This window comes from candidate division KSB1 bacterium (assembly GCA_016214895.1).
GTDB lineage: Bacteria > Electryoneota > RPQS01 > RPQS01 > RPQS01 > JACRMR01.
In genome coordinates this window covers 116975-141073 of sequence record JACRMR010000020.1, presented here as the reverse complement: position 1 = coordinate 141073, position 24099 = coordinate 116975, and the positions used below count along the sequence as shown (strand labels likewise).

General features: G+C 60.7%; 22 protein-coding genes. 17 read left to right on the top strand and 5 right to left on the bottom strand.

The genetic code is table 11. From position 1 onward, the window contains the following. Positions 1-16 precede the first annotated feature (16 nt). From HZB60_10430 to pgl, 17 genes are all read left to right on the top strand, one after another. Entirely contained in the window at positions 17-766 is a 750-nt protein-coding gene (locus HZB60_10430) for a hypothetical protein (protein ID MBI5060182.1), read from the top strand. Further along, the gene (locus tag HZB60_10425) at positions 763-2241 is read left to right on the top strand and encodes a redoxin domain-containing protein (protein ID MBI5060181.1); all 1479 of its coding nucleotides are present in this window, start codon (positions 763-765) and stop codon (positions 2239-2241) included. Before HZB60_10430 ends, HZB60_10425 begins: the two co-directional genes overlap by 4 nt. A 34-nt stretch (positions 2242-2275) precedes the next feature. Further along, positions 2276-2830: an ankyrin repeat domain-containing protein gene (locus tag HZB60_10420; protein MBI5060180.1), complete on the top strand. Its 555-nt coding sequence runs from the start codon at positions 2276-2278 to the stop codon at positions 2828-2830. Between the two features lie 48 nt (positions 2831-2878). Continuing rightward, a complete protein-coding gene (locus HZB60_10415) occupies positions 2879-3700 on the top strand; it encodes a 3-hydroxybutyryl-CoA dehydrogenase (protein MBI5060179.1) in 822 nt (273 codons plus the stop codon). Then, complete coding sequence (locus HZB60_10410; protein ID MBI5060178.1) at positions 3690-4505, top strand: 3-hydroxybutyryl-CoA dehydrogenase; 816 nt, start codon at positions 3690-3692, stop codon at positions 4503-4505. Before HZB60_10415 ends, HZB60_10410 begins: the two co-directional genes overlap by 11 nt. Before the next feature lie 34 nt (positions 4506-4539). Beyond that, positions 4540-5115 (top strand): hypothetical protein, encoded by a 576-nt coding sequence (locus HZB60_10405; GenBank protein ID MBI5060177.1) that lies wholly within the window; start codon positions 4540-4542, stop codon positions 5113-5115. Between the two features lie 88 nt (positions 5116-5203). Next, positions 5204-7132 carry a S9 family peptidase gene (locus HZB60_10400; protein ID MBI5060176.1) on the top strand — a complete coding sequence of 643 codons (1929 nt, stop codon included), beginning with the start codon at positions 5204-5206 and terminating at the stop codon, positions 7130-7132. Next, positions 7133-7909, top strand: a complete 777-nt coding sequence (locus HZB60_10395; GenBank protein MBI5060175.1) for a hypothetical protein — start codon at positions 7133-7135, stop codon at positions 7907-7909. A 2-nt stretch (positions 7910-7911) separates the two neighbouring features. Then, a complete protein-coding gene (locus HZB60_10390; protein ID MBI5060174.1) occupies positions 7912-9111 on the top strand; it encodes an acetyl-CoA C-acyltransferase in 1200 nt (399 codons plus the stop codon). 69 nt (positions 9112-9180) lie between these two features. Next, positions 9181-9633, top strand: a complete 453-nt coding sequence (locus tag HZB60_10385) for a GNAT family N-acetyltransferase (GenBank protein MBI5060173.1) — start codon at positions 9181-9183, stop codon at positions 9631-9633. Positions 9634-9697: 64 nt separating this feature from the next. Next, positions 9698-10807 (top strand): saccharopine dehydrogenase NADP-binding domain-containing protein, encoded by a 1110-nt coding sequence (locus tag HZB60_10380; GenBank protein ID MBI5060172.1) that lies wholly within the window; start codon positions 9698-9700, stop codon positions 10805-10807. After that, entirely contained in the window at positions 10804-12372 is a 1569-nt protein-coding gene (locus HZB60_10375) for a proprotein convertase P-domain-containing protein (protein ID MBI5060171.1), read from the top strand. Before HZB60_10380 ends, HZB60_10375 begins: the two co-directional genes overlap by 4 nt. A gap of 59 nt (positions 12373-12431) precedes the next feature. Then, a complete protein-coding gene (locus HZB60_10370; GenBank protein ID MBI5060170.1) occupies positions 12432-14135 on the top strand; it encodes a choice-of-anchor J domain-containing protein in 1704 nt (567 codons plus the stop codon). Positions 14136-14327: 192 nt separating this feature from the next. Continuing rightward, complete coding sequence (gene gnd / locus HZB60_10365) at positions 14328-15227, top strand: decarboxylating 6-phosphogluconate dehydrogenase (GenBank protein ID MBI5060169.1); 900 nt, start codon at positions 14328-14330, stop codon at positions 15225-15227. Beyond that, complete coding sequence (gene zwf / locus HZB60_10360; GenBank protein ID MBI5060168.1) at positions 15224-16762, top strand: glucose-6-phosphate dehydrogenase; 1539 nt, start codon at positions 15224-15226, stop codon at positions 16760-16762. Before gnd ends, zwf begins: the two co-directional genes overlap by 4 nt. After that, positions 16762-17715, top strand: coding sequence for a glucose-6-phosphate dehydrogenase assembly protein OpcA (locus HZB60_10355; protein ID MBI5060167.1), 954 nt, complete (start codon positions 16762-16764; stop codon positions 17713-17715). The genes zwf and HZB60_10355 overlap by 1 nt, the downstream gene beginning before the upstream one ends. Next, a complete protein-coding gene (gene pgl / locus HZB60_10350; GenBank protein MBI5060166.1) occupies positions 17712-18434 on the top strand; it encodes a 6-phosphogluconolactonase in 723 nt (240 codons plus the stop codon). The genes HZB60_10355 and pgl overlap by 4 nt, the downstream gene beginning before the upstream one ends. A gap of 79 nt (positions 18435-18513) precedes the next feature. On the opposite strand, the gene HZB60_10345 is transcribed toward pgl, so the two are convergent. The 5 genes from HZB60_10345 to HZB60_10325 all read right to left on the bottom strand — a co-directional run bounded on the left by HZB60_10345 (position 18514) and on the right by HZB60_10325 (position 23910). Beyond that, positions 18514-20274 carry a hypothetical protein gene (locus tag HZB60_10345; protein MBI5060165.1) on the bottom strand — a complete coding sequence of 587 codons (1761 nt, stop codon included), beginning with the start codon at positions 20272-20274 and terminating at the stop codon, positions 18514-18516. Beyond that, positions 20271-21626 (bottom strand): hypothetical protein, encoded by a 1356-nt coding sequence (locus HZB60_10340; GenBank protein MBI5060164.1) that lies wholly within the window; start codon positions 21624-21626, stop codon positions 20271-20273. The genes HZB60_10345 and HZB60_10340 overlap by 4 nt, the downstream gene beginning before the upstream one ends. 125 nt (positions 21627-21751) lie before the next feature. Then, positions 21752-22861: a hypothetical protein gene (locus HZB60_10335; protein ID MBI5060163.1), complete on the bottom strand. Its 1110-nt coding sequence runs from the start codon at positions 22859-22861 to the stop codon at positions 21752-21754. Beyond that, positions 22858-23304 (bottom strand): biopolymer transporter ExbD, encoded by a 447-nt coding sequence (locus HZB60_10330; protein ID MBI5060162.1) that lies wholly within the window; start codon positions 23302-23304, stop codon positions 22858-22860. The genes HZB60_10335 and HZB60_10330 overlap by 4 nt, the downstream gene beginning before the upstream one ends. 3 nt (positions 23305-23307) lie before the next feature. Further along, positions 23308-23910: a MotA/TolQ/ExbB proton channel family protein gene (locus HZB60_10325; GenBank protein MBI5060161.1), complete on the bottom strand. Its 603-nt coding sequence runs from the start codon at positions 23908-23910 to the stop codon at positions 23308-23310. Between the last annotated feature and the right edge of the window lie 189 nt (positions 23911-24099).

Sequence of the window (24099 nt, the reverse complement as noted above, 5' to 3'; positions counted from 1 at the left end):
ATTTGATGGGAGTCGTGTGAAGCGTTCGTCTTGTCGAGCGGAGTTTCGGGGAGTCGCGATTGGCGCGCTGTTGCTGTTCGTGCTCGCGTCCGGTTGCGGCGGACCGGAACGAAAGTACCCGATTGCCGGAACCGCCCACTTCCCGCTGCTGGACCGGAGAACGATGGTTTACCGCCAGCGGCGGGGCGACGTCACCACCGAATATAGTTGGCGGCAGAACTGGTTGGGCGGCAAACGCGTGAAGGTCTTCTCGCTGACGATCGACGGTATCGACATGGGCGACGGCACTTTGATCCAGAGTGATTCCGCTATCACCTTTGCCACGACGAAGCCGCTGACCATGCTCGAATCCCCGCGGATTGTGCCCGAGTTCCGGCAAGTTTGGGTTGACGAATCCGTCGCCCGCGGCGAAGGCTGGGATGATCCCGACACGGGAACCCGCACCGTCATGGCGGGATTCGAATCGGTCACCGTCCCGGCCGGAACCTTCGAGCATTGCTATCGAACCGTGACCGAAGCGTCGCCCGAACTGTTCGATTCGTTGACGTCGAGACGAAATGACGGCTCGCTGACCGTCCAGGACTATCAGCTGCAAATCGAGCAAGCCCGGCTCGTCGTCTCGCGCTGGTTTGCCCCCGGTGTCGGTCTGGTCAAAGAACAGATCGGCGGACCGGACTACGTTCGTGAGCTGGTCAAGGTCAAGCACCCCGGCCGCGGCGAACTTATCCCTCCCGATCCTGATCCTGTTCCCGACATTTCCCGATGACCAAACTCCTGCTCGTCCTGCTCGCCGGCGCATCCTCCCTGGCCGCCTTCGCTCTTGAGCTATCCGTTCGACCGTACCAGACTCCCGCCAGCATCAGCGACTATCGCGCCGCGCTGGACTCGACGAAAACGTTCGCGCAACGGCTGATCGTGGCGCGCGCCTTTCGCGATCGCGCGCCGGACGATGTGGAGTTGCAGCTACTCGTATCCACGGAACTCGCGCAGGAAAACGTCGAAGCTACCCGCAAGTTCTATGCGGACCGCGCCGAAGCCAACCCGCAAAACCTCGCCGCGCTGTTTCTGGCCGGTCGGATGTCCGCTTCGCCGCGCGAACGTCAGGATTACGCGGATAAGATTCTGCAGGTCGAACCGGATAATTACTGGGGCAACGCGCTTCGCGGCACCTCCATGACCTTCGATCAGGATCAGGGACTGGTCAAAGCTGAACAGGCGCTGCGCAAGGCGATCGACGCGAATCCGTCCCAACCCTATGCGGTGGCCGCGCTGGGCGAAATCTTCGAACGACGCGACGATCCCAAGTCCGCCGACGAAGTGTATGCCAAACTCGCCGGCATGCAGCCCGAGCGATTCGAACCGATCCAACTCCGACTGCGGCTCTGTGCCGGCGACATCGACAAGGCCACCAAGCTCGTCACCGACTTCCTCAAACAGAACCCCGCGCACGTTGACGCGCTGTACACGCTGGGTGCGGCGCAACGCGAGCAGGCGGACTGGACCGGCTACGTGCGGTCCATGCGCAAGGCCGTCGCCGCCGAACCCCGCGGCGAAAACTACTACAACCTCGCTTGCGCCTTCACGCTGAGCGGAATGACTGACTCGGCATTTACCGCGCTGTTTGCCGCGACTGATGGCGGTTATAATGACCTTGAGCAGTACAAGCAGGATGAAGACCTGATTCCAATCAAATCGGATCCGCGTTGGGATGACCTGCTGAATCGGATTGAGGCGAACCAGCAGAAGGACTTGCTGGCCTACATGCAGGAGATGGCCAAGACGGCCCCGCAACGGCGCGAAGCGGCCATCGAACAACGCCTCGGCGCGGAGGCCCCGGATTTCACCGTGAACGGGCTCGATGGCAAAGACGTCAAATTATCGAGCCTGCGGGGCAAGGTCGTAATTCTGGATTTCTGGGCGACCTGGTGCGGCCCGTGCCGCAAGACCATGCCGCTGCTCGACAAGTTCTATTCGGAGTCCAGACCCGCGGGCGTGGAAGTCTTTGGAGTCAACGTCTGGGAGCGCGGTGGCACCGGCGGCGTAAAGCCGTTCGTCGAAGAGCGCGGGATTCACTTCCCGATTCTGCTGGGTACCGATGAAATCGCGCGCAACTATGGCGTGCAGGGAATTCCGACGCTGGTCGTGATTGACAAGAACGGCAAAATCGCCTATCGTCACGTGGGATACGATCCCAGCCTCGGCGAGTCACTGGAGTGGCAGACCAAGGAGTTGTTGAAGTAACCATGCCGCCAACGATCTCCCCAGGGCGGGTGCGATGAATTCGACGATCCGCTGGACGAGCGTCCTGCTCACGATGCTCGCGCTGCACACGCTGCTGCCCGCGCAGAGTGCGCCGGGGACGATCTTGCAGGCCGCCCACGACGGGGATCTGGAACTGCTCAAATTGTTCACGACCAACGGCTCCTCGCTGAATGACTTCGACGCCAATAACTCCACGGTCTTGCACTATGCCGCCTGGGGCGGCGCCGACACGGTGATTCGCTATTTGGTCGCCGGCGGGGTGGACGTCAATGCCGTCAACAACGACGGCTTCACACCGCTGCACTGCTGTGCGCTGTCCGGGGATTCCGGTGCGGCGGCGCTGCTGCTCAAGGCCGGAGCGCTGCTCTACACACGCGATAACAACAAACAGACACCGCTCAATCTGTGCGGCCTGAACGACAACGTGGCGGTGGCAAAAGTGCTGATCGCCGGCGGCGCGGATGTCAATGATCACAATGAAAACGGCTGGACACCGTTGCGTGTCGCCGCCTACGCGAAAGCCGCGCAGATGATGCAATTGCTCAAACAGTGCGGAGCCCTTGAGTAAGTGAGCACGCAGGGTTTCAACAAAACCGCCGTGCTCGGCGCCGGCACGATGGGCGCCGGAATCGCGCAGGTCTGCGCGCTGGCCGGATGCGATGTCGTATTGTTCGAACCTGCGCCCGATGTCCAGAAGCGCGCGCAAAAATCCATCGAAACGGATCTGAAAAAGGGCGTCGAGCTGGGCAAACTCGACCGGGAGGCCGAACGGGCGGTCCATGCGCGGTTGAAATACACGCAAATGCTCGGCGATTGTGAGGGCGTTGAACTGGTCATCGAAGCCGTGCCGGAGCGCCTTGAACTCAAGCAAGAGCTGTTCGCCAAGTGCGATGACCTCGTGTCACCCGATGCCGTGCTGGCGACCAATACCAGCTCGCTTTCCGTAACCGCGATTGCCGCGCCAACGCGATTTCCGCACCGGGTGGCCGGCTTGCATTTCTTTAATCCGCCCGCGCGGATGAAACTGGTTGAGGTAGTGAAGGCACACCAGACCGCCCCCGATGTCGTCGAGCGTTGTCTGGGTTTCGCGCGCGACATCGGCAAGGAACCGGTGCTCGTGCAAGATTCGCCCGGTTTCATCGTCAATCGGTGCGCCCGCCCGTTCTACGGCGAAGCCTTGCGCTGCCTTGGCGAAGGCGTCGCGGACGTGAAGACCATCGACGAAATCCTCAGGGCCGGCGGATTCAAGATGGGTCCGTTTGAACTCATGGATCTGATCGGAATCGATATCAACTTCACGGCGACGCGCTCGATCTGGGAAGCCTACTTCGAGGATCCGCGCTACCGTCCGCATCCGATTCAGAAAAAAATGCTCGATGCCGGATACCTCGGGCGCAAGAGTGGCCGCGGCTTCTACGAATACGCCGATGGCAAGTGACAGCGTCGATCTGACCGGCGAATTCTATCCCATCGAACGACTGCTGGTCTGCGGACCGCTGACCGATGCCCTTGCGATCGGCGCCCGCGCGCGCGCGGCGGGACACCAGGTGAGTCTGCTGATTCCTGACGAAGAGGTCGAGCAGGCGCCGCAGAACTTCCCGGTGCTGAATTCCGAGTCGGTTATTGGCGAGGACGATTTCGATCTCGCCATCGAACTACATTGCACGGATCTCGGAGCCAAGGCCGAAACCCTGCTCTATCTCGAAGACGTTTTCAATGAGCAGGTGCCGATCCTGACGCTGACCATGGCGATCTCTACGGGCGAGTTGGTCCGCGAGATGCTCATGCCCGAACGTGTGATCGGCGTCTCCATGCTTCCGCCGTTCGCGGAGACCAAGGTCGCCGAATTGATGACGGCGCCGGACACGACGCGTGAAGCGCTCCACACGGCACGCCGGTTCTGCGAGAGCCTCGGTATGACCGCCGTGCACGTGGAAGATGCGCCCGCGGGAGTGCTCGTCCGCGCCGTCTGTTGCCTCGTCAACGAGGCCGCGTTGGCGCTGCAAGAGCGCATCGCCACCGCCGCCGAAATCGACTCCGCGATGAAACTCGGTGTGAACTATCCCGCCGGGCCGCTCGCCTGGGGCGATCAAATCGGCCTCGACCGCGTGGTCGCCGTGATGGATGGTTTGTTCGCGGAATTCAAAGAGGAGCGCTACCGCCCCGTGCCACTCCTGAAACGACAAGTTCGCGCCGGGCGCACCGGTGTGCTCGTCGGACAGGGCTTTCACACCTACCGCTGATTCCGGTTTTTTGTCTGCTCTAACCCTTCCTCCCATGCCAAAATTCCCGCATTCACGACTGATCGCCCGGCTCTGCTTGGCGGCGCTGGTCTCGCTGCTCGCGTCCGGTTGCATCGTCGCCGAGAAGAAAGAGTATCGTTTCAAGGTGAGCGCCGATGGCAGCGGTACGGGCTCGATTCGCTTCATCAATCTGCTGTCGAGCGATGACGATGACAAGGACGTCTCGTTCAAGGACTTTGCCGAACTCGTGACGGACTACGTCGAAGGCACGAAGTGGGAAGACGAGAACGCTGCGTTTCGCGTCACCGAGAAAAAACTCTACGAGGAAGGCGGCGTGCTGGTCGGCGAAATCAAGTTCACCTTCTCCTCGTGGGACAGCGCCGGTTTCATGCGCGCGGCCAACTGTGACTGCTGCCCGGTACTTTATTATCTCGACACCGGCTCGGAAACTTTCGAGTCCTCAAACGGCAACTACCTCGGGGAGAGCGGCAAGCTGCCGTTGATCTCGTTCGACGGCAAAGCCACGGAGTTCAGCGTCGCGACCGTGATGTCCAACAGCATCGATGACACGCACCCGTTGCTGCCGCATTATCACAGCTGGAAGAAGTAATCGTTACGAACCCTCCAGTTCGGTACCCGGCGGAACCGGAGGCGCGCGGAACCTCAACACCGCGACCCGCGGCAGGCGATATCCAACCATGAACACCAAGAATCCGATCACCATTTTCGCCGCGCTCGTTCTGACTTTAGTGTCCGCCGCGCAGGCGCAGCAATCGGCCAGCTTCAAGCACCGCCCCTATGTTCCGAAGATCGCCACGTTTCTCCAGATCGGAGGCTGTGGACCGTCCGGCGTGAGCTGGGACGGCAAAGACGTCTATTTTACCGCCAACATGTCCGGCGAGCCGCAGGTTTACCGTGTCAATGAGGCCGGTTGGCCGATGCAGCTGACCACGTTTACCGATGGCGTGAGTGGCTTCTCGCTGTCGTGGGCGGGCGATCAGGCGATCACGACCGCGGCGGTCGGCGGCAATGAGAACTCGCAACTGTTCTGGATGGATCCGCAATCCGGACGACAGCAGCAGCTCATCGACATGCCCAACGTTCAGTTCGGCAACGTCGCGTGGGCGCATGATGACCAGTCCTTCTTCTTCCGCTCCAACGAGGAGAATCTGAAGGACTTCTTCATCTACCGGTTCGAGATGGCGACGGGTAACTACGCCAAGGTCTTTGGCGACACGAACGGCGTGCGCGGCAATCTGGCGATCAACGACCTGTCCGAGGATGATTCGAGGATCATCGTCGCGCGCTACACATCCAATGTCAACAACGATCTCTTTCTCGTTGACCTCAAGACCGGCCGTCACGAGCAGTTGAACAACGATTCGGGCGATGTAGTTTACGGCAGCATCGAGCTGATGCCTGACGGACAGACAATCTGGCTGACCTGCAATGATAATCCCAGCGGCATGTCCAAGATCGCAACCTTGGACTTGACCACCAGGAAACTCGAATACGTCAACGATGGCTGGTTCGACACCAAGTGGGAAGTCGAAGGCTGCGGTTTCTCCCGCGACAAACGGATTCAGTTCGCGGAAGTGAACGAAGATGGCTACGCGCGGATGTACATGCGTGACTTCACGACGAAGCAGCCGCTGCCCAATCCGCCCCTCGACGGTCTGCTCGGCGCGGGCGGCTCCGACAAGCACGGCAACATCTACGTCTCCTTTTCGGGCCCCACTCGCGCACCCGATGTCTGGAAGTGGAACCCGACGACCAAAGAGCTCAAACAGCTTACGTTCTCGATCTATGCCGGGATTGATCGCAGCATGTTCATCGAACCCCGGCTCGTCCGCTTCGAGAGTTTCGACAAGTTGCAGATTCCCGCCTTCCTCTATCTGCCGCCGAGCTGGAAGCAAGGTCAACCTGTCCCGTTCGTGATCGACGCGCACGGCGGCCCCGAGGGTCAGGCGCGCCCCGGCTTCATCCGCAACTATCAGTATCTGATGTTGAACGGCTACGGTGTGCTGGCGGTCAATCCGCGCGGCTCGTCGGGTTATGGCCGCGACTTCATGGCCCTCGACAATTACAAGAAGCGCAAGGATTCGCTGAAAGATTACAAGGCTGCGGCCGATTGGTTGGTCAAGCTGGGCTATTCCGCGCCGGGCATGATGGCCATTCGCGGCGGCTCCTATGGCGGCTATGTTTCACTCGGGATGATCACCGAATACCCGACGCTGTTCTCCGCCGCCGTCTGTGATGTCGGGATTGCGAATTTCGTGACCTTCCTCACCAACACCGCGTCCTATCGCCGTGCGCTGCGCGAAGCCGAATATGGCCCGCTGTCGGACTCGACTTTCCTCGCGACGATCTCGCCGATCCACAAAGCCGGCGACGTCAAGACGCCGCTGCTACTGATCCACGGCGCCAACGATCCGCGCGTCCCCATCGGCGAAGCCCGCCAAATGTGCGCGGCCATCAGCGCCAATGGCGGCATCGTCGATACGCTGATCTTCGCCGACGAAGGCCACGGCTCCGCCAAGAAAGAGAACACGATCCAGACCTACGAAAAGCAGATCGAATTCTTCGACGCCTACCTCAAGCCAAAGACGGTCAAGGTGAAGGAATAGATGAAGCCCGAACCCGTCTTTACCGATTACCTTGCAATTGTTGACGAATCTGGCCAACCACGCATTACTTTGGATGCTTCACGTGGCCACCCCACTATTGGGTTGCGCAATCAAACAGGTGCGGGCATATTGATTGGTTTAGATGAAGTGTCTTCGCAACCTTATGTCAGCGCAAGTGACAAGCAGGGCAGAGTGCGCTTAAGCTTCTCCGTCGAGAACGATAGCGACTCGGCTGAGCTCTTGGTGGACGGCACTGTCACTCCTACTGCAACTGCGGATTCAATGTCGACTCGCCATATCTCTGTCCGCGATTCGGCAGAGAATCCTCGCATAGTCCTTGAATCTGAGCCGCAGCCTTGCATAAGTCTACTGAATTCAAATGGAGCAGGAGTGATCGTTGGATTCGAGGGCGTGGACTCTCAACCTTCAATCGGTGTCGTCGATAAGCGAGGTAATTCACGGTTCATGCTATCATTCAGCCAAGAGGACGAGTCGATTTCGATGAGTCTGCTGGGTACTGGGAAGAGGGGAGCTGTGCATTTCACGACAAGTGACGCTTCTGGCCAGCCGGCCATCATGATTTCGAGTCCTAAGGGCAACATGGGAGTTATGATCCGTTCTGATAAGGCAGGATTTCAAATCGTATTGTGTGATTCCGATGGTCATCCCCGAGCGTCCATTGGTGTTCACGAAACCGGAGTACGCGCAGCCACATACGACTTGAATGGTAAGGCAACTTGGGCGTCGGACCGCGATTGCCAACCGACCGACGCGTAGATATGCCTGAAGTTTACCTCTGCGATATGACGCGCACGCCGGTCGGACGGCACAACGGAATCCTCAAATCCGTGCGGCCCGACGACATGGCGGCGCTGGTACTGAAGAGACTGGTCGAGCGCAATTCCCTCGATCCCGAACGAATCGACGAAGTCTATCTCGGCTGCGCGAATCAGGCGGGCGAAGACAATCGCAACGTCGCGCGCATGGCCGTGCTGCTCGCCGGGCTGCCGCACAGCGTCCCCGCCGTCACGATCAACCGCCTGTGCGCGTCCGGCATGGAGGCGATTGCCTGCGGCTTTCGCGCGATCAAGAGCGGCGAGAATCACTGTGTACTCGCCGGCGGCGTCGAGTCCATGACGCGCGCACCGTTCTCGGTACCGAAACTCGAAAACGCCTTTCAATTCGGCAATCTCACGGCCTACGACACTACGCTGGGCTGGAGATACCCGAATGCCAGAATGAAAGAGCTGTTCCCGCTGGAGTCTATGGGCGAGACCGCCGAAAATGTCGCACAGAAGTGGAATATCTCCCGTGATAAGCAGGATCAGTTCGCGCTCGAGTCGCACGAAAAAGCCGTCGCGGCACAACGGGCCGGCTTTTTCAACGCCGAGATCATCCCCGTCGAAATTCCGGGCAAAAAAGGCGAGCTGACCGTGCTCGACAAAGACGAGCAGCCGCGCTCCGATACATCACTGGCACAACTGGCCGCGCTGCGACCGGCCTTTCGCAAGGACGGCACGGTCACCGCCGGTAACTCGTCATCGCTGAACGACGGCGCGGCCGCCTGCCTGCTGGCCTCCGATCAGTTCGTCCGCGAGCACAACCTCAAGCCGCTCTGCAAGATGCTCGGCACCGCCTCGGCCGGGGTCGATCCGCGCTACATGGGCGTCGGCCCCGTCCCGGCCGTCGAGAAGTTGCTCGCCCGCACAGGCCGCAGTAAATTCGAGATCGGTCTGTGGGAACTCAACGAAGCCTTCGCCGCGCAAATGCTCGCCGTGATCGCCGAACTCGATCCCGTCATCGACCGCGTCAACCCGCATGGCGGCGCGATCGCTATCGGCCATCCGCTGGGCATGTCGGGAACTCGACTGGCCGGAACCCTGGCCTTCTCCATGCGCCGTTACGATACCCGATACGGCATCGCCGGCCTCTGCGTCGGCGTCGGTCAGGGCCAAGCCATCCTGCTCGAACTCCCCTAACCGCGGCCCGGAGCGCCGCATTCGGTCCCCTCGATACAATTCACGCTATCGTTTCGCACATCCATAGCCATGAATGTTTCTACGGCGCGCACCGCCGACCTGAAAGACCTGCTTGAGCTGGTTGCCGAGTATCAGGAACTTGACGAGACCATCGACAAAGTTGACGTCGCTCAAAATGAACGGTACCTGAGCGAAATTCTGGCCAACGAGAGACTGGGCACCATCTTCCTCGGCCGCACCTCCAGCGGTCAACCGGTGGGTTTCATTTCGATCTTTCTTACCCCGTCAACACTGCACGCGGAACAGTTTCCGCGGATTCAGGACCTGTTTGTCTCCGTGCCGCACCGCGAAAATGGCTTCGGCCGCCAACTGTTCGATCATGCGTTGCGTTGGGCGAGAAAACGGAAGCACCGGCGAATCGTCTGGTTCATCAAGAACATGGACGTCACGGCACAGTACTTGTTCGATCCGTACGATACGAAGAGCGCGGGCTGGGTGGGATACACGCTCGATCTCAATTGAACGAAAGCGCGCGCGACATTCCTCGTTTGTCCCGGCAGCGACGCAAGCGCCGGAGGCAGTGCTCATGAAGACCATCTTGCTGATTGGCGGCTACGGCGGCGCCGGCTCCGCGCTCGCGCGAATGATCCTGCGCGAGACCGACGCCCGCGTGATTATCGCCGGGCGAAATCTGGATAAAGCTAACGACTTCGCCAGCCGGCTGAATCGCGACTTCCCCGGCGAACGCGTACACGGCGTCTATGTGGACGCCGCCGATATTGAAAGCGCGTCGCATGTGATCACGAAAGCCGAGCTGGTCCTGATCGCCTCCGCCAGCGCGAAACATGTTGACGAGATCGCGGAAATCTGTCTCGATGCCGGGGTCGATTACCTCGACATTCACTTCGGCCCGAACGTGTACCCCGCGCTGGCGCCGCTGGCCAGGCAAATCGAAGCTGCGGGCCGCTTGTTCATCACGCAGGCCGGATTCCATCCGGGCTTGCCCGCGGCGCTGATCCGTTATCTCGCCCCGCGCTTTGACCGGTTGAATTCCGTTTCCATCGGTCTCCTTGTGCATGCCAGGATCGAGACGCTCGACTCCGCGCGCGAATTCGTCGAGGAACTCGCCGACTACCACGCCGAAATCTGCCGCGCGGGGCAGTGGCGCAAATCCGGCTACCGCGACACCGCCAAATTCGATTTTGGTCCACGCTTCGGTGTGAGGACCTGCTACGCAATGTTCCTCGACGAACTGAAACCGTTGCCGCAAATGCTCGGAATCCGTGACCTCGCGATGTATGTCGCGGGGTTCGATCCGGTTACAGATTACCTCGTCTTTCCCTTGGTGGCCATGTTCGGAAAGTCCCGCTCGGACCTCGTGCGCGACCGGCTCGCGAAGCTGTTCATCTGGAGTTCGACCAAGTTCTTCAAGCCGCCCGAGACCATTCAAATGATCGTCGAGGTCAAGGGATTGAAAAACGAACAGCCGCTTTCCGTGAGCATGGTTGCCGAAAGTGATGACGGCTACCTGATTACTGCGGCGCCCGTCGTCGCCTGTTTGAAACAATACCTCGACGGTTCGCTCAAACCGAACTCAGGTCTGCAGATGATGGGACATATCGTCGAGCCGAACCGATTTGTGAACGACCTGCAATCCATGAATGTACGGTTGACTACGGAGGTGAGTGTCGCGTGAAGCTGCCCGTACTGAAACTCGCCGTTGTTGTCGCGACGCTGGCGCTGATCTATCTGGCGCTGGCCGCCGCCTCACCCAAGCCGCTCGATGGAAAACATTGCGGCCGAACCGTAATCGGCTCGACCGCGGAGCGGACTCCAGTGCACACGCTTGACGGCGTTCATGAATCAGGAGAGATTCACCTGCCGATTCCCGACGGTCCGGGCGGAGTCGCCACGTCATCAATTCAGATCAGCGGCGAGACCGAAGTCACGGATCTCAACGTGCGCGTGACCATCACGCACCCCTGGGTGCGCGACTTGCACATTACGCTGATCGCCCCCAATGACTCCGCCTCCGAAATTCTCCTGCTGCGTCGCTTTCCCGGTGATTCCGTGGAGAATCTGACCGATTGCTGGTTCGATGATGAAGCCGATCTTGGCATCTATGAAGGCGCGCCGCCGTTCACCGGTTCGTTTCGTCCGCTGCAACGTCTGGACTCGCTTGACGGCATCGACCCGAACGGAACCTGGACACTGCGCGTAGAAGATGAATTCGCCGACGACACCGGCTTCATCGAGCACTGGGCCATCGAAATCAACCGGGCGGTTCCGCTGAGCGGTCGCGTGGTGAATCGCGTAACTCGCTCACCGCTCTCGCTGGTCAAGGTCAAGCTGATCGACTCCGAAGACTCGACCACCACCAGCTCGCAGGGCCGCTACGAATTCGCGGACATCGCTCCCGGCCTGTACACACTCCAGTTCACAAAGGCCACCTACGACACTGTGCTGGTGAGCGGAGTCGAGATCGTTGAGGGCGGTTTCACAGTCATAGACACCAGCCTCGTTTCGCTGATCAACAGCGTCGACTACGCCAGTGACGACCCGCCAGTGACGATTCCGGACACGACGTCGAGCGGCGTTACGATGAGCCTGTTCGTGAATGACGACTTCTCGGTCAGCGACGTGGATGTGACGATCAATCTCGAGCATCCTCGGGTGTATGACCTGATCGTGCAGATCATTGATCCGGAAGCGACGGCGGTCGATCTAGTGAACTTCCCCCAAGTGCGCACGGACGCTAATCTGACGGAGACGACGCTGGACGACGAGGCCGAGCTGTCGATCAATGACGGAACCGGACCGTTTACCGGAAGATTTCGCCCGCACGGAACGCTCTCAGCGATTGACGGTCATACCACGCGTGGTGAGTGGCAGCTGCTGGCGGCGGATTTCTTTCTGAATACCGAAGGTCGGATTGTCAGCTTCGCGCTACACATCACCGTCCCCATGTCCGCGGATGATCCTCGACCCGCGCGTCCGGACGATTTCGAGCTGTTGACTAACTACCCCAATCCGTTCAATAGCTCGACCGAATTCCGATTCTCGCTCGACGCTCCGCAATACGTGACGCTTACGCTCTTCGATATCACCGGACGACAGGTCAGCGTACTACTGAATGCGCGCGCCGACGCAGGCGTACATCATGTCTATCTCGCCGCCGGAAACCTGCCCAGCGGCATCTACTTCGCGCGCCTGCAATCGCCCGGCCAGACCCTGACCCGCAAAATCGCGCTGGTCAAATAGCCTTCTTCATTACGAGATTTCTGTTCCTTCATATTCCCCCCCTCTCAGGAGAAGTTCAGATGAAACGGTTTCTTACCGCGGTCCTTTTGACGAGTTGCCTTGCTGCCGCGGTCGCTCTCGCCGGCGGCCCAACCGCCAAACTCCCCTTCAGCCCCGCGAGCAAAGCGGATGTCAGCGCCGATCCGCCCGCCCTTCCGCTGGCCGGTGATCTGCCCGGACGCAGCGGCTCGCGCAGCCTTGATGATGTGGTCTATAGCGAAGATTTCGAATCGATCGTGAGCGGCGATCTTCCCAGCGGCTGGCGCCGAATCGACCAGGATGGTGGCTTCTGCAACCAGTGGAATCGCAATTCCCTGTTCGAAGTCTTTAACTATGGTCGCGAAAACGCCCGCAGCGGAACGCGCATCGCCATGGTTCACTACAATGACGGCGGCCTGCCCAACAACGACTGGCTCATCCTGCCGCAAATCACCGCCGGCGCCGGACTGAATCTGCACTATTACGCCGCCTCGCAGGACCCTGCGTTTCTCGAATCCTACGAAATCCGCGTCTCCACGACCGGATTCGCGCCCGAGGACTTCACCACGGTGATTGAAACCGTCAACGATGCGCCGGTGCAGTGGACTCGACACATAGTTGACCTCGCCGCCTTCGCCGATCAGTCGATCTATATCGCGCTCCATTGCACGTCGTCTAATCGATTCGTGCTCAAGTTCGATGACTTCGAAATCAACACCGATGCCATCGGACCCACCGGATCGTTCGCCGGTGTGATCCGCTGGGCCGTGGATGAAACCCACTTTCGGCCGATCACCGATGCCGATGTGGCCGTCACCGTTGACGGACTCGGATACCAGACCATTTGCCTCGATGATGGCTCGTACCGGTTCAACTTCATTCCCGCCGGAGTTCACAGTATCAGCATCAATGCCGGCGTTCACTATGAACTTGGGACCCTGGCGAACATCAATGTCAATGTCGGTGCGGTGACGGATTCGGCGAACTTGGTTCTGCAACGACAAGACACGCTGACGCGGACCTATCCTGCCCTGGGCCTCCCCCGGGCTGTGCTGGACTTCGACACCACCTCGTGGCCGATCAGCTTCCCGCTGAACTTCACCGTCCTCGATCTGAACGTCAGGGTCAACATCGAGCACTCGTGGATTGGAGATCTCGACGTCTGGCTGCGTGCGCCCGACGGCCGCACCGTCCAGCTGTACCAGCACAACCTGAATATCTGGGGTGACAATATCGAAGACGTGATGTTCGATGACGAAGCCACGGACTACATCTTCTTCACGTCGCCGCCCTATTCCGGCACGCTGCGCCCTGCAAACCCGTTAAACATCTTTGACTCCGCTCCCGCCGAAGGCAGCTGGACTCTGCTGGTTTACGATAACCATGCCGAAGACATCGGCAGCATCGTCAGCTGGGCGGTCCAGGTTATTGCGGTGCCCGGTGATGACATTAACGGAGTCGATGACGATCCGACGGTTGCCCGCGGCTTCGATTTCGCCGGCAACTACCCGAATCCGTTCAACGCATCGACTGACTTCGCCTTTGAGCTTGCCAACCCAGGCAACATCGCCCTGCGAATCTACAACCTCGCCGGGCAACAGGTTGCAACGTTGGTGGACGGTGCCATGGCCGCCGGCGCTCATATCGTTCATTTTGACGCGAGCGAGTTGACTTCCGGCCTCTATTTCGCGCAACTGAGTGCCAACGGAACCACCGTCACGCGCAAGGTTGTCCTGCTGAAGTAAGCGCCCCGGCGCGATGTGCGATGTCGCCCCCTTCGTTTCCGGACGAAGGGGGCTTCGCATTCCTCCCGGACGGTCCGCCGCATTTGCGGCACCGGAGTTGCAACATTCCCCAAAATTCGACACCTTTTCCCCAGCGCGCCTGACCCGGTCGGCGAGCCTATCAATCAACACCAACTTGCAGGAATACTCACTATGGTCTTAGGTTTCTTCGGTCTGGGCCGTATGGGCGGAAATATGGTGGAGCGCCTGCTCCGCGGCGGACATTCCATCATCGCCGGAAATCGCAGCCCCGGTCCCGTCGCGGACGCCGTTCGCCAGGGCGCCGTCGGGGCCGCAACCCTCCACGACGTCGTCCGGAATATGCCCGGCGGACGCAAAGCCGTGTGGGTAATGTTGCCGGCCGGAAACGTCACCGAGAGCGCCCTCGTCGAACTCATGGACCTGCTCAAACCCGGTGACATCGTGATCGATGGCGGCAACGCCAACTACAAGGATTCCATCCGGCGCGGCGAGCTGCTCAAGACCAAAGCACTCCATTTCATGGATGCCGGAACGTCCGGCGGCATCTGGGGCTTGCAAGTCGGATATTGCCTGATGGTCGGCGGTGAACCAGAACCATTTGCTTATCTGGAACCCGCCCTGAAAACACTCGCTCCGGAAAACGGCTATCTGCATACCGGCGGAGTCGGCTCCGGACATTACACCAAGATGGTGCACAACGGCATTGAATACGGCATGATGCAGGCCTACGGCGAGGGCTTCGAGATTCTCAAGAGCTCGCCCTTCAATCTGGATCTCGCGCGCATCTCCAAGCTCTGGGAACAGGGCAGCGTCGTGCGCTCTTGGCTGCTCGAACTGACGACTCGCGCACTGGAAAAGGATCCCGAACTCGCTGCCGTAAAAGCCTACGTCGCGGACTCCGGCGAAGGCCGCTGGACGCTACAGGAAGCGATCGACCGCGACGTCCCCGCCTATGTGATCGCCGCCAGCCTGTTCGCGCGGTTTGCTTCGCGCCATGACAACGCCTACGGTCTGCGCTTGATTTCCGCGCTGCGCAACGAATTCGGCGGCCACGCCGTGAAAAAGGCATGACCAACACGGGCGACAACCCCTTCCGCGCCGGACTCCTGCAAGATCGGGCCGCCGATCCCTGCCTGATCGTGATCTTCGGCGCTACCGGAGACCTCGCGCAACGCAAGCTCTTTCCCGCGCTCATGAACCTTGCGCGCGGCGGTGAGCTGGCTCGCGAGACTGTGATGATCGCGGTGTCGCGCCGACCCCTCGACGCGAGCGTATTCCGCGCCACGGTCCTCGATTCCGCCGCAAAATTCGCCCCCGATTCCCCGCGCGATCCCGATTTCCTCGAGCGCTTCGCCCACCGCCTGTTCGTCCACAGCGAGGAACTGTCCGGCACGAATCCGTTTGTCACGCTGCCCGATAAGCTGAAGCAGATCGCGGCGGCACACAACACCCGCGACAATATCCTCTTTTACCTCTCCGTTCCGCCCTCGACTTATGAGCCGCTGGTGCTCAAACTCGGAGCGTCGGGACTCGCGCGTTCAGCCGAAAACGGTTGGACCCGCATCATCGTCGAAAAACCCTTCGGGCGCGATCTCCAAACCGCCCGCCGCCTGAATACCACCCTCGCCGAAGCCTTCGACGAGCAGCAGATCTATCGCATCGATCACTATCTTGGCAAAGAGACCGTCCAGAACATTCTCGTCCTGCGGCTCGCGAATGCACTGTTCGAGCCGCTCTGGAACTACCGCTACATCGACCACGTCCAGATCACCGCGGCCGAAGCACTCGGCGTCGAGGATCGCGCCGCGTATTACGAAGAGTCCGGCGCGCTGCGCGACATGATCCAAAATCACTTGTTGCAGATTCTGGCCATGGTGGCGATGGAGCCGCCCGCCACGCTCACTCCGGAGGCCATTCGCGACGAAAAGAACAAAGCGCTCGCCGCGATTCGACCGTTGACCGCCGACGATGTGCGCAAGTCCGTCGTGCGCGCGCAGTATGCCGCCGGTGCCGTGAGTGGTCGCGCCGTCCCCGAATATCTTGCGGAGCAGGGCGTGAATCCGCAATCGCGCACGGAAACCTTTACCGCGCTGCGCCTGTGGATCGACAACTGGCGCTGGAAGGGCGTCCCATTCTATCTGCGCACGGGTAAGCGCATGCCGAAACGCTCGACCGAGGTCGCCATACAGTTCCGCGATGTCCCGCATATGGTGTTCGACGACTCGCCGCTGAATCAAGTCGAGCGCAACACGCTGGCCATCCGCATTCAACCCAATGAAGGAATCAGTCTGAAGTTCAACGCGAAACTGCCCGGGCATGCGCTGCACTTGCGCGGCGTGGACATGGAGTTTCGTTACGGAACGTCGTTCGGCGGTCGAATCTCCGATGCCTATGAGCGGTTGCTGCTCGACGGCATGCTCGGCGATCCCACGCTCTACGCCCGGCGCGATGCGGTCGAAGCGGGGTGGAGCTTCGCCTCACCGATCCTCAAGCACTGGGAACAGGACATCGCTTCTGAGCTGCCACAGTACCCCGCGGGCAGTTGGGGACCGGCCGAAGCCGATATTCTCTTGGCACAAGATGGCCGCCGCTGGAGAAAGATCTGATGAGCGAGACCGGCCCAGCCGTTTACGCCCTCGCGGACCCCTGCGAAGTTGACGTCGCGGCCATCGAACGCGAACTCGAAACGCTCTGGCGCGATGCCGCGAAAGGCGGCGACACCGAGTCCGTCACCCGCGCCACCGCCTTCAATCTCGTGTACGTGGCGCCCGCCGCGGATGATAACGCCGGCAATCTGCTCGCCCGCCTGACACTCGCGCACCCCTCCCGCAGCATCCTCCTGCGTATGGGCGATCCCGCCGCGCCGCCCACGCAGACCGCCTGGGTTACGGCTTATTGCCACCAACCCGCGCCGAATGCGCCGCAGATTTGCAGCGAGTTCATCTCCCTCGAAGTCACCGGCTCGGGCCTGCACCATATCGCATCCACTTTGCTCTCGCTCATGCTGCCCGGCCTGCCGATCGTGCTGATCTGGGATGCGGCCGTCGATTCCGCGCATCCCTTGCTCTTGCAGTTCGGCCATTCCGCGAACCGCGTCATCACCGACTTGATCAGGCCCGCAAGCTCCGCCGCCGCGCTGCGCGAATTCTTCTCCTTACGACAACTGCTCGGAAGGGATGCCGTATGTTCGGACCTGTGCTGGACCCGATTACAGCCGCGTCGCGTCGCGTTCGTGAGATGGTATGAGAGCACGTCGCGGCCGCCGATTCGCGGACTGCGATTGCCCGCCAGCGGCCTGAGCGCCGCCGATCTACTGTTCGCCTGCTGGATCGAGACCACGCTGCATCACCACGGCGGCAGTCCCGTCTGCGAGATCGTCGCCGATGCCAACACAACCGAACTGTTGCTCGCCGACGGCCGAGTGCAGGCTGCGCCTGAGGCTCAAGTCGAGCGGGCAATGACCGATCTCATCTCCGCCGAGCTCCGAGTGTGGGGACGCGATCCCGTCATGGAATCCACCCTGAACCTCGCCCGCGCGCGACTCGAGCGACGGGCATGACCGCGGATTCTCGACAAATCGTCTTCTGCGAAACCCCCGACGACGTGGCGGACGCCGCCGCCGATCTCATCTTCGAATCTCAGACCGAGGCCGTCGCCGAGCGTGGTGTATTTCGCGTCGCACTCTCCGGCGGCACGACTCCGGGTCTGCTGTTCGCGCGGCTCACCACCGAGGAATGGCGCGATGAGATGGCCTGGGAAAACTGGGAAGTCTTCTGGAGCGACGAGCGCTGTGTGCCGCCCGACTCCCCCGACTCCAATTTCGCGATCGCCAAACGTCTGCTGCTGGACCGGATGCCCATCGGTGAAGTGTTCCGCATCCGCGGCGAGATCGACCCGCGTGAAGCCGCTGCCGAATACGCCCGCACGCTGCGCGCGCGGCTCGATCCCGGTCCTCCCGTGTTCGACGTGATTCTGCTCGGCATGGGAGCCGACGGCCACACCGCTTCGCTATTTCCCGGCCAGCCCGCCTTGGAATCCGCGAGCCTCATCGAAGCCGTCGAGGTCGATCAGCCGGTGCGTCACCGCATCACCTTCACGCTGAATCTGATCAACCGCGCCCGCCGCGTCATCTTCCTCGTCTGCGGCGAAGCAAAAGCGCAGCGCGTCCACGAGATCATTCACGAAAACCGTGTACAACTTCCCGCCGCGCGCGTGGATCCCGCACCCGGCGAGTGCCTGTGGCTCCTCGATCACGCCGCCGCCCGCAAGATCCGCTGAGCAAACCACCGCACACCCCGACACAAAAATCCCCGCGACGACTCGCGGGGATTTTGATGCGTCCAGCTCGCCGCACCGGCTACTGAATCATGAAATGCACCGATCCATAAGGCCGCACGACTGCGTTCAGACCGTCCGGCGGCGCAAAATACTTCGCACCGGCCTCGACCCGCACAAACGATATGTCGAGCTGCACCGCGCCGCCCATTTCCGGCGTCTCGAAGTACGGCAGGAACACACGCTCGATGATCGCGTTGTCCTCGCCGCGCTTGTTCGACTTCGTGAAGCTGTGGTTGCGGAACCAGCCCTCCAGCGACAACCGCGCGTCCTCCGAGTTGATCGGCGCGATCCGCACCGCGACCGTCTGATAAATCTGCTGCGCGCGAATCAGGCCCGTCCGCGTCCCGTTTGCGCCCAGCGTCGAGTCCGTGTATTCCCAGGCGAAGTTCGGCAACTGATAATCGCCCGCGCTGATCGTCAATTGCGCGAAGTCGCTGAGCCGCGCGTTCAAGCCAAGTTCGATGTCGCCGCCGCCGCTATGCTCCCAACGGAACCGCAGCGGCTGCGCGGAACTGTAGAACCGGCCAACCACGGGTCCGGCCACCGTCACGTCGTAACCCGACTTGTTCGTGTTGATAAACCCCGCGAGCTTCAGCCATAAGCCCAGCTTCTTGCCCGCGCCGGTGGCGCTTAACTTGTCCAATCCGCCCTTAAACGTCAATTCGTACTGCGATAAATCCTGCGCCGACGGCTCCTCGTAATCCGCTTCGTCCCACGCGGCCCGCGCGCGATCCCAGAACGGATCATCGTCAAGATAGGCCCGCATGCCCACGAAGGCGAACAGCGAACGATCCCACGCCGGAATGTACATCGCCTCCATCGACGTCCCCAGAAATCGCGGCGACAGCGTGTCGCTCTTCCAGGGCGCCATGTCCGCCAGAAACCGCAACCCAATCCGCGAATCCACATCCTGCCGGCCGCTGATCCACGGATCCCACACTCCGAAATCCCACTCATTGCCCGCCCCCAACGTCAAGCGACCGCGCGAAACCTCGCGCAAGCCCGTGTGGTAGCTGCCGCCCACAAGCCCTAATCCCACACGATAAAACATGCCGCGCGGGCGCAGCAACAACTCGCTAGGTATATACACCGTGTCGCGAATCACGATCGGTTCCGCCGCGACTGTTACGACTTCCGGAACGCGGATCGTGTCGTGCAAATACACATAAAATGTGTCCACCCGCGGCGCATCGGGCGGCGGAAATCGGACCTTCGTCGAATCGAAATTCCAGGCTTGAATCGCCATCCCGCTCGGCGTAAATTTGAAATAGCCTTCCACATCCGTTCCCCGGTACCCGCGATACAACCGCTCGCTGATCCCGCCCAACAGCCCGTACCCCAACGCCTGGCCGCCGTTGCGCACCCGCGAAGTCGAATCGTACTTCGTAAAAAACGACTTCGATTCATGAATCTCCACGTTCGACGGCAGCTTGTAAGATCGCAGCAGCGAGTCCAGCCGCGGTTCAATCCGCTGGATCCGTACGACGCGGCCCGTCGGATAGAGCTGCATAAAATCGTTCTCATCAAACCCGTCATTCAACAGATCGGTAATCACGATGCGGTCGATGGCTTCCGAACCGAGCAGCAGTTCGTTGCGAATCAACCCGATCTCCCGCTGATCGCTGATCGTCTTCAGCGTGATCAGCTTGAACTCCAAATCGCCGGCCGCGTAGGTCGCATCCGTCGTCAGCGCAAGCACCGCCACGAACAGCATACCACCGACCCGAAACTCTCGCCAACGAGACCGGGCGAACTGCAAAACGGTAAGGCATAGATTCATCGCTTTGCTTCACCCTCCTCGACCGGACCGCCTTCCTGCAACCTGCGATAGTATTTCATTTTGTCCCAGTTACCTTTTGATCGATAGGCTTCTTCCAGCCGCTTGTAGGCCGCCTGCCGCTGCTCCGCGGAGAGCGGAAACTCCAGCGCGTGCGTTGCGTGCTCAATCGCCTGGTCCAGATCGTTCGCCGCGACGCGCGCAATCTCCAAATAGCCGACGCCCTGCCCGCTCCACGGAAACTTCGTGGCCTGCAAATAATAGCCCAGCGCGCCGCGCGTATCGCCGCCCTGCTCCGTCTCCTGCGCATACGCATACAACATCTTGCCGTAATTCTCACGCCATTCGTCGCTGGCATCGGGCGTCCCATCGATCAGTGACTTCATCCGCGCGAGCGCATCCGACTTCGACGATTGCCGGAATTCGAGTAGCGTCAGCCGGTAACTCAACTCGTTGCGCGCGGCCGGACTCCGCGACGCTTGAATGCCGCCCAGATACGCCTCCCGTGCGTCATTCCAACGCGATTCGGTCTCGGCCCGAAACGCCGCATCGCGATACTCCACCGTCGCAATCCCGCCCTCGTCCCACTGAATCCAATCGATCGTGCGCTGCAGCTCCGCGCGCTCGCTCGTATCCGCGGCATATTCTTGCGCCTGCCGGAACTGCTCCAGCGCGAGCCGGTCCTGATACGTCTTGATGTAGGCCTCGCCCAGATATGCGCGGTAACGGTTCGGAATCCGGGCCGAGTCCTCATTCACCAGAAAGTGAACCGAGATCGCCTGCCCGAACGCCATCACCGCCTTGTCATATTGACCCGCCCGCAGGGCCGCATAGCCGTAACTGAACCACAGCCGGTCCTCGCCCTGGCGCTCATTCAGGATCTCGCGATACAGCGCGAGCGACTTCGTCCAATCCTGCAAACGATCGTACGTCGCCACCAGCCAGAGCGGGATCTCCTGCATGTCGGGCTGAATCTTCTGGGCCTGCTCAAATTCACGCACGGCGCGCTTGAACGCCGCCTCGGCCCGCTTGCGCGTATCCTGTTCCCGCGACGAGGGTACCGTATCCCCGAGCGCCTGCCGGATCTGGCCGAACACTCCGCCCGGACGACGCAGCGTCGTGTCAATTCCAATCGCGCGCAACGAGTCCGCCTCCCGAATGAACGCTTCGCCGGCATTGAAATCATCCTTGCCGTTTTCAAACTGCCGACGCGCCTCGTCGAATCGCTTCTGGTCGCCGAACAGCTCCCGGGCCAACGAATCCGCCTGCTGGACGGTCGTCGAATCGACTCCCGCCGGGGCCGGAGCCTGCTTCTTTCCCGCCACCGCGGTTCCCGCGAGCAAGACCAGGGCCATCAGAATTGCGCAGCATCCTCCGTAGCACCGCGCGGCCGCGCGCGATTTCGCTTCCCTCACCCCGCGCAGAGTCTCCCGACCCCGCCGGAATCGATACTCGGATTTCGAATTTCGGATTTCAGATTTCATCGCGCCGCCCTCGATCCCAACGAAATGCCAATCGTGCTCATCCATTCCGTGAACACACGATAAAATTCATCCGTCCGCTCCGTCGTGGGCTTATCCCGCCGCGCCGCGATCGCGCTGATCACTCCACCCTCCCGCGTCACGTTGCCCATGCCAAATAACTGCGAGCGCGACTTGAAGTCGGAATCCGCCAGCAGAATTCCAATCCCACCGCGTGCCAGAAAGATCTTGAGCTGATGCTCCGCCTCGCTGAACTGCACGAAGATATCCCACCCGGAGTGACTCGTGATCCCGCGTAAATCGGAACTCCGAGTCTCCATATACGATTGCACGACCGGCGGAAACTCCGCGTGCTGACTGCGCAACCAGTTCAGCAAGCCGCTCAACTCGCCTTCGCCGATCACATCGTCGCCCGGCCCGCTCAAACCCGCGCTCGTCGCGGGACCGGTCGAATTGCCCGCGTTGCTCTGATACCGATCCCCCCGGGCCGCGCCCGGTGTCGGCGATGTCGAGACCGCGTCTCCGTGACTGAGTCCGGTTGCGGGTATGTCGCTGGCCGGTAGATTGAGATTCGGTCCCGTATAGGATGGCTGAGTCGCCATATCAAGATCCGCCGCGCCCGACCCGCGGTAGTTCGCCCCGCGTTGCGATACCGGAGCCGGCATCGCGGCCGGCGGCACTAACGGTCCTTCATTGCTCCGCATCGTCAGCATGTCCGGCAGCGGAGACGACACCGGTTCCATCCGCGTCGGCTCGCGATTCTCCGGCGGCGGCACTTCATACAGCGGAGACAGCAATCCAAACTCCGGCTGCTCCAGCGACGGCTCCGCCACCAGGATCTCCGACGGCTCCGCCTGAATCTCCGTCGGCGCGAAAATCGGCGCATGGGTGCTGGCCGAAGCAATCCCCGCTTGACTCAGCGGGATCGGCTTCGGCTTGGGTCGCTCCTGCTCGATGCGGATGAGTTCCTCGATCGGAATCAACAGCAACGGCAGCTTCACGTCCGCCAGTGACTTCGGCAGGTTCACCGTCGGGATCGTGAGCAGCATGATCGTCGTCAGCACCAACGATGCCCCGTGAATGCCGCGTTTGACCTGTTTGTCGCTCATGGAATTGCCGCCGGACTTCCCACGTCGGGTGTCAAGGCGATACTGATCGGAACGCCTTGCTTCCCCGCCGCCTGCATGAGTTGGATCGGACGGTCCCACACCGCGCCGCTGTCCGCCTTTAGAATCACCTTGCCCTGCGGCTTCGACGCGTGAAACTGCGACAACAGCGTGTCCGCCCGCGCAAACAACAGCGAGTCGAGCACCGTCGAATCGGCCAGCAACTGATCCTCGACCACCACCGCGCCCGAGCGCAGCACATGGAATATGATCTCGTCACCGACCTTCAAATCCGGCTGCCCTTCGCCGAAATTCGTCGGCAACTTGAGCGGCACCAGATCTTCAGGCACAATCACCAGCGAGATCACAAAAAACAAGAGCAAATTGAAGGCGAGATCAATGAGCGACGTCATCGACTCGTCGAACGGATCGCGAGTTCGTCTCATGGATTACCTGGCTCCGGTCAGCGTATCCCGAATCTCCGACAACCGCGTGTTCAACAGGTGTCGGCCGATGATGCCGAACAGCGCGACGATCAAGCCGCACACCGTCGTCACCATCGCTACGTACATCCCGCCCGCAATCGTCTGCATCGTCACGTTCTCCACCAGCGTCTGCTCACTGAACACCTGCACCAGACCCAGGACCGTGCCCAACAGGCCCGCGACCGGCGCCCCGCCGACCATGAGATCGAGAAACAAGAACCGATTCGCCAGGCTCTCCAACTCAAAATTGACCGCGGCCTGCAAATCGGACGTCTTTGTCAGCTCTTCCGTCTTATGCTGCAGAGTCGCGATGAATCCTTTGCGGTGAAACACGACCATGTAATAGACCGTGAGGCCGATGCCGCCGAACAGCAAGATGCCCTGGAAAAAATAGATCCAGACGTCCAGATTGCGGAACAACACCAGCACATTGCCGATGCGCTCGGACATCGTGACATAACGTGATCCCGTCGTGGGCGATGCGTAGGATAGTGAATGATAAACGACCGTCAAAATCAAGCTCAGCCCCGCAATGGCGAGCGATTCCCGGCGCGCAAGGAGTTTCAAACGTGGGCTCATTTCGGTGGTTTGGTGGTGAGTGACCCCTGAACAGTGCTATAGCTCGGAATATAGCCGCGACCCGTCATAATTGCAAGTGATTCCAAAACCTTGTATCTTATCACTGTGAATTTTCGCCCCGTTTCGCCGGTCCTAACCCGCGCCCGGCATGTTGCCGAGCGACAGCAAACACGGGAC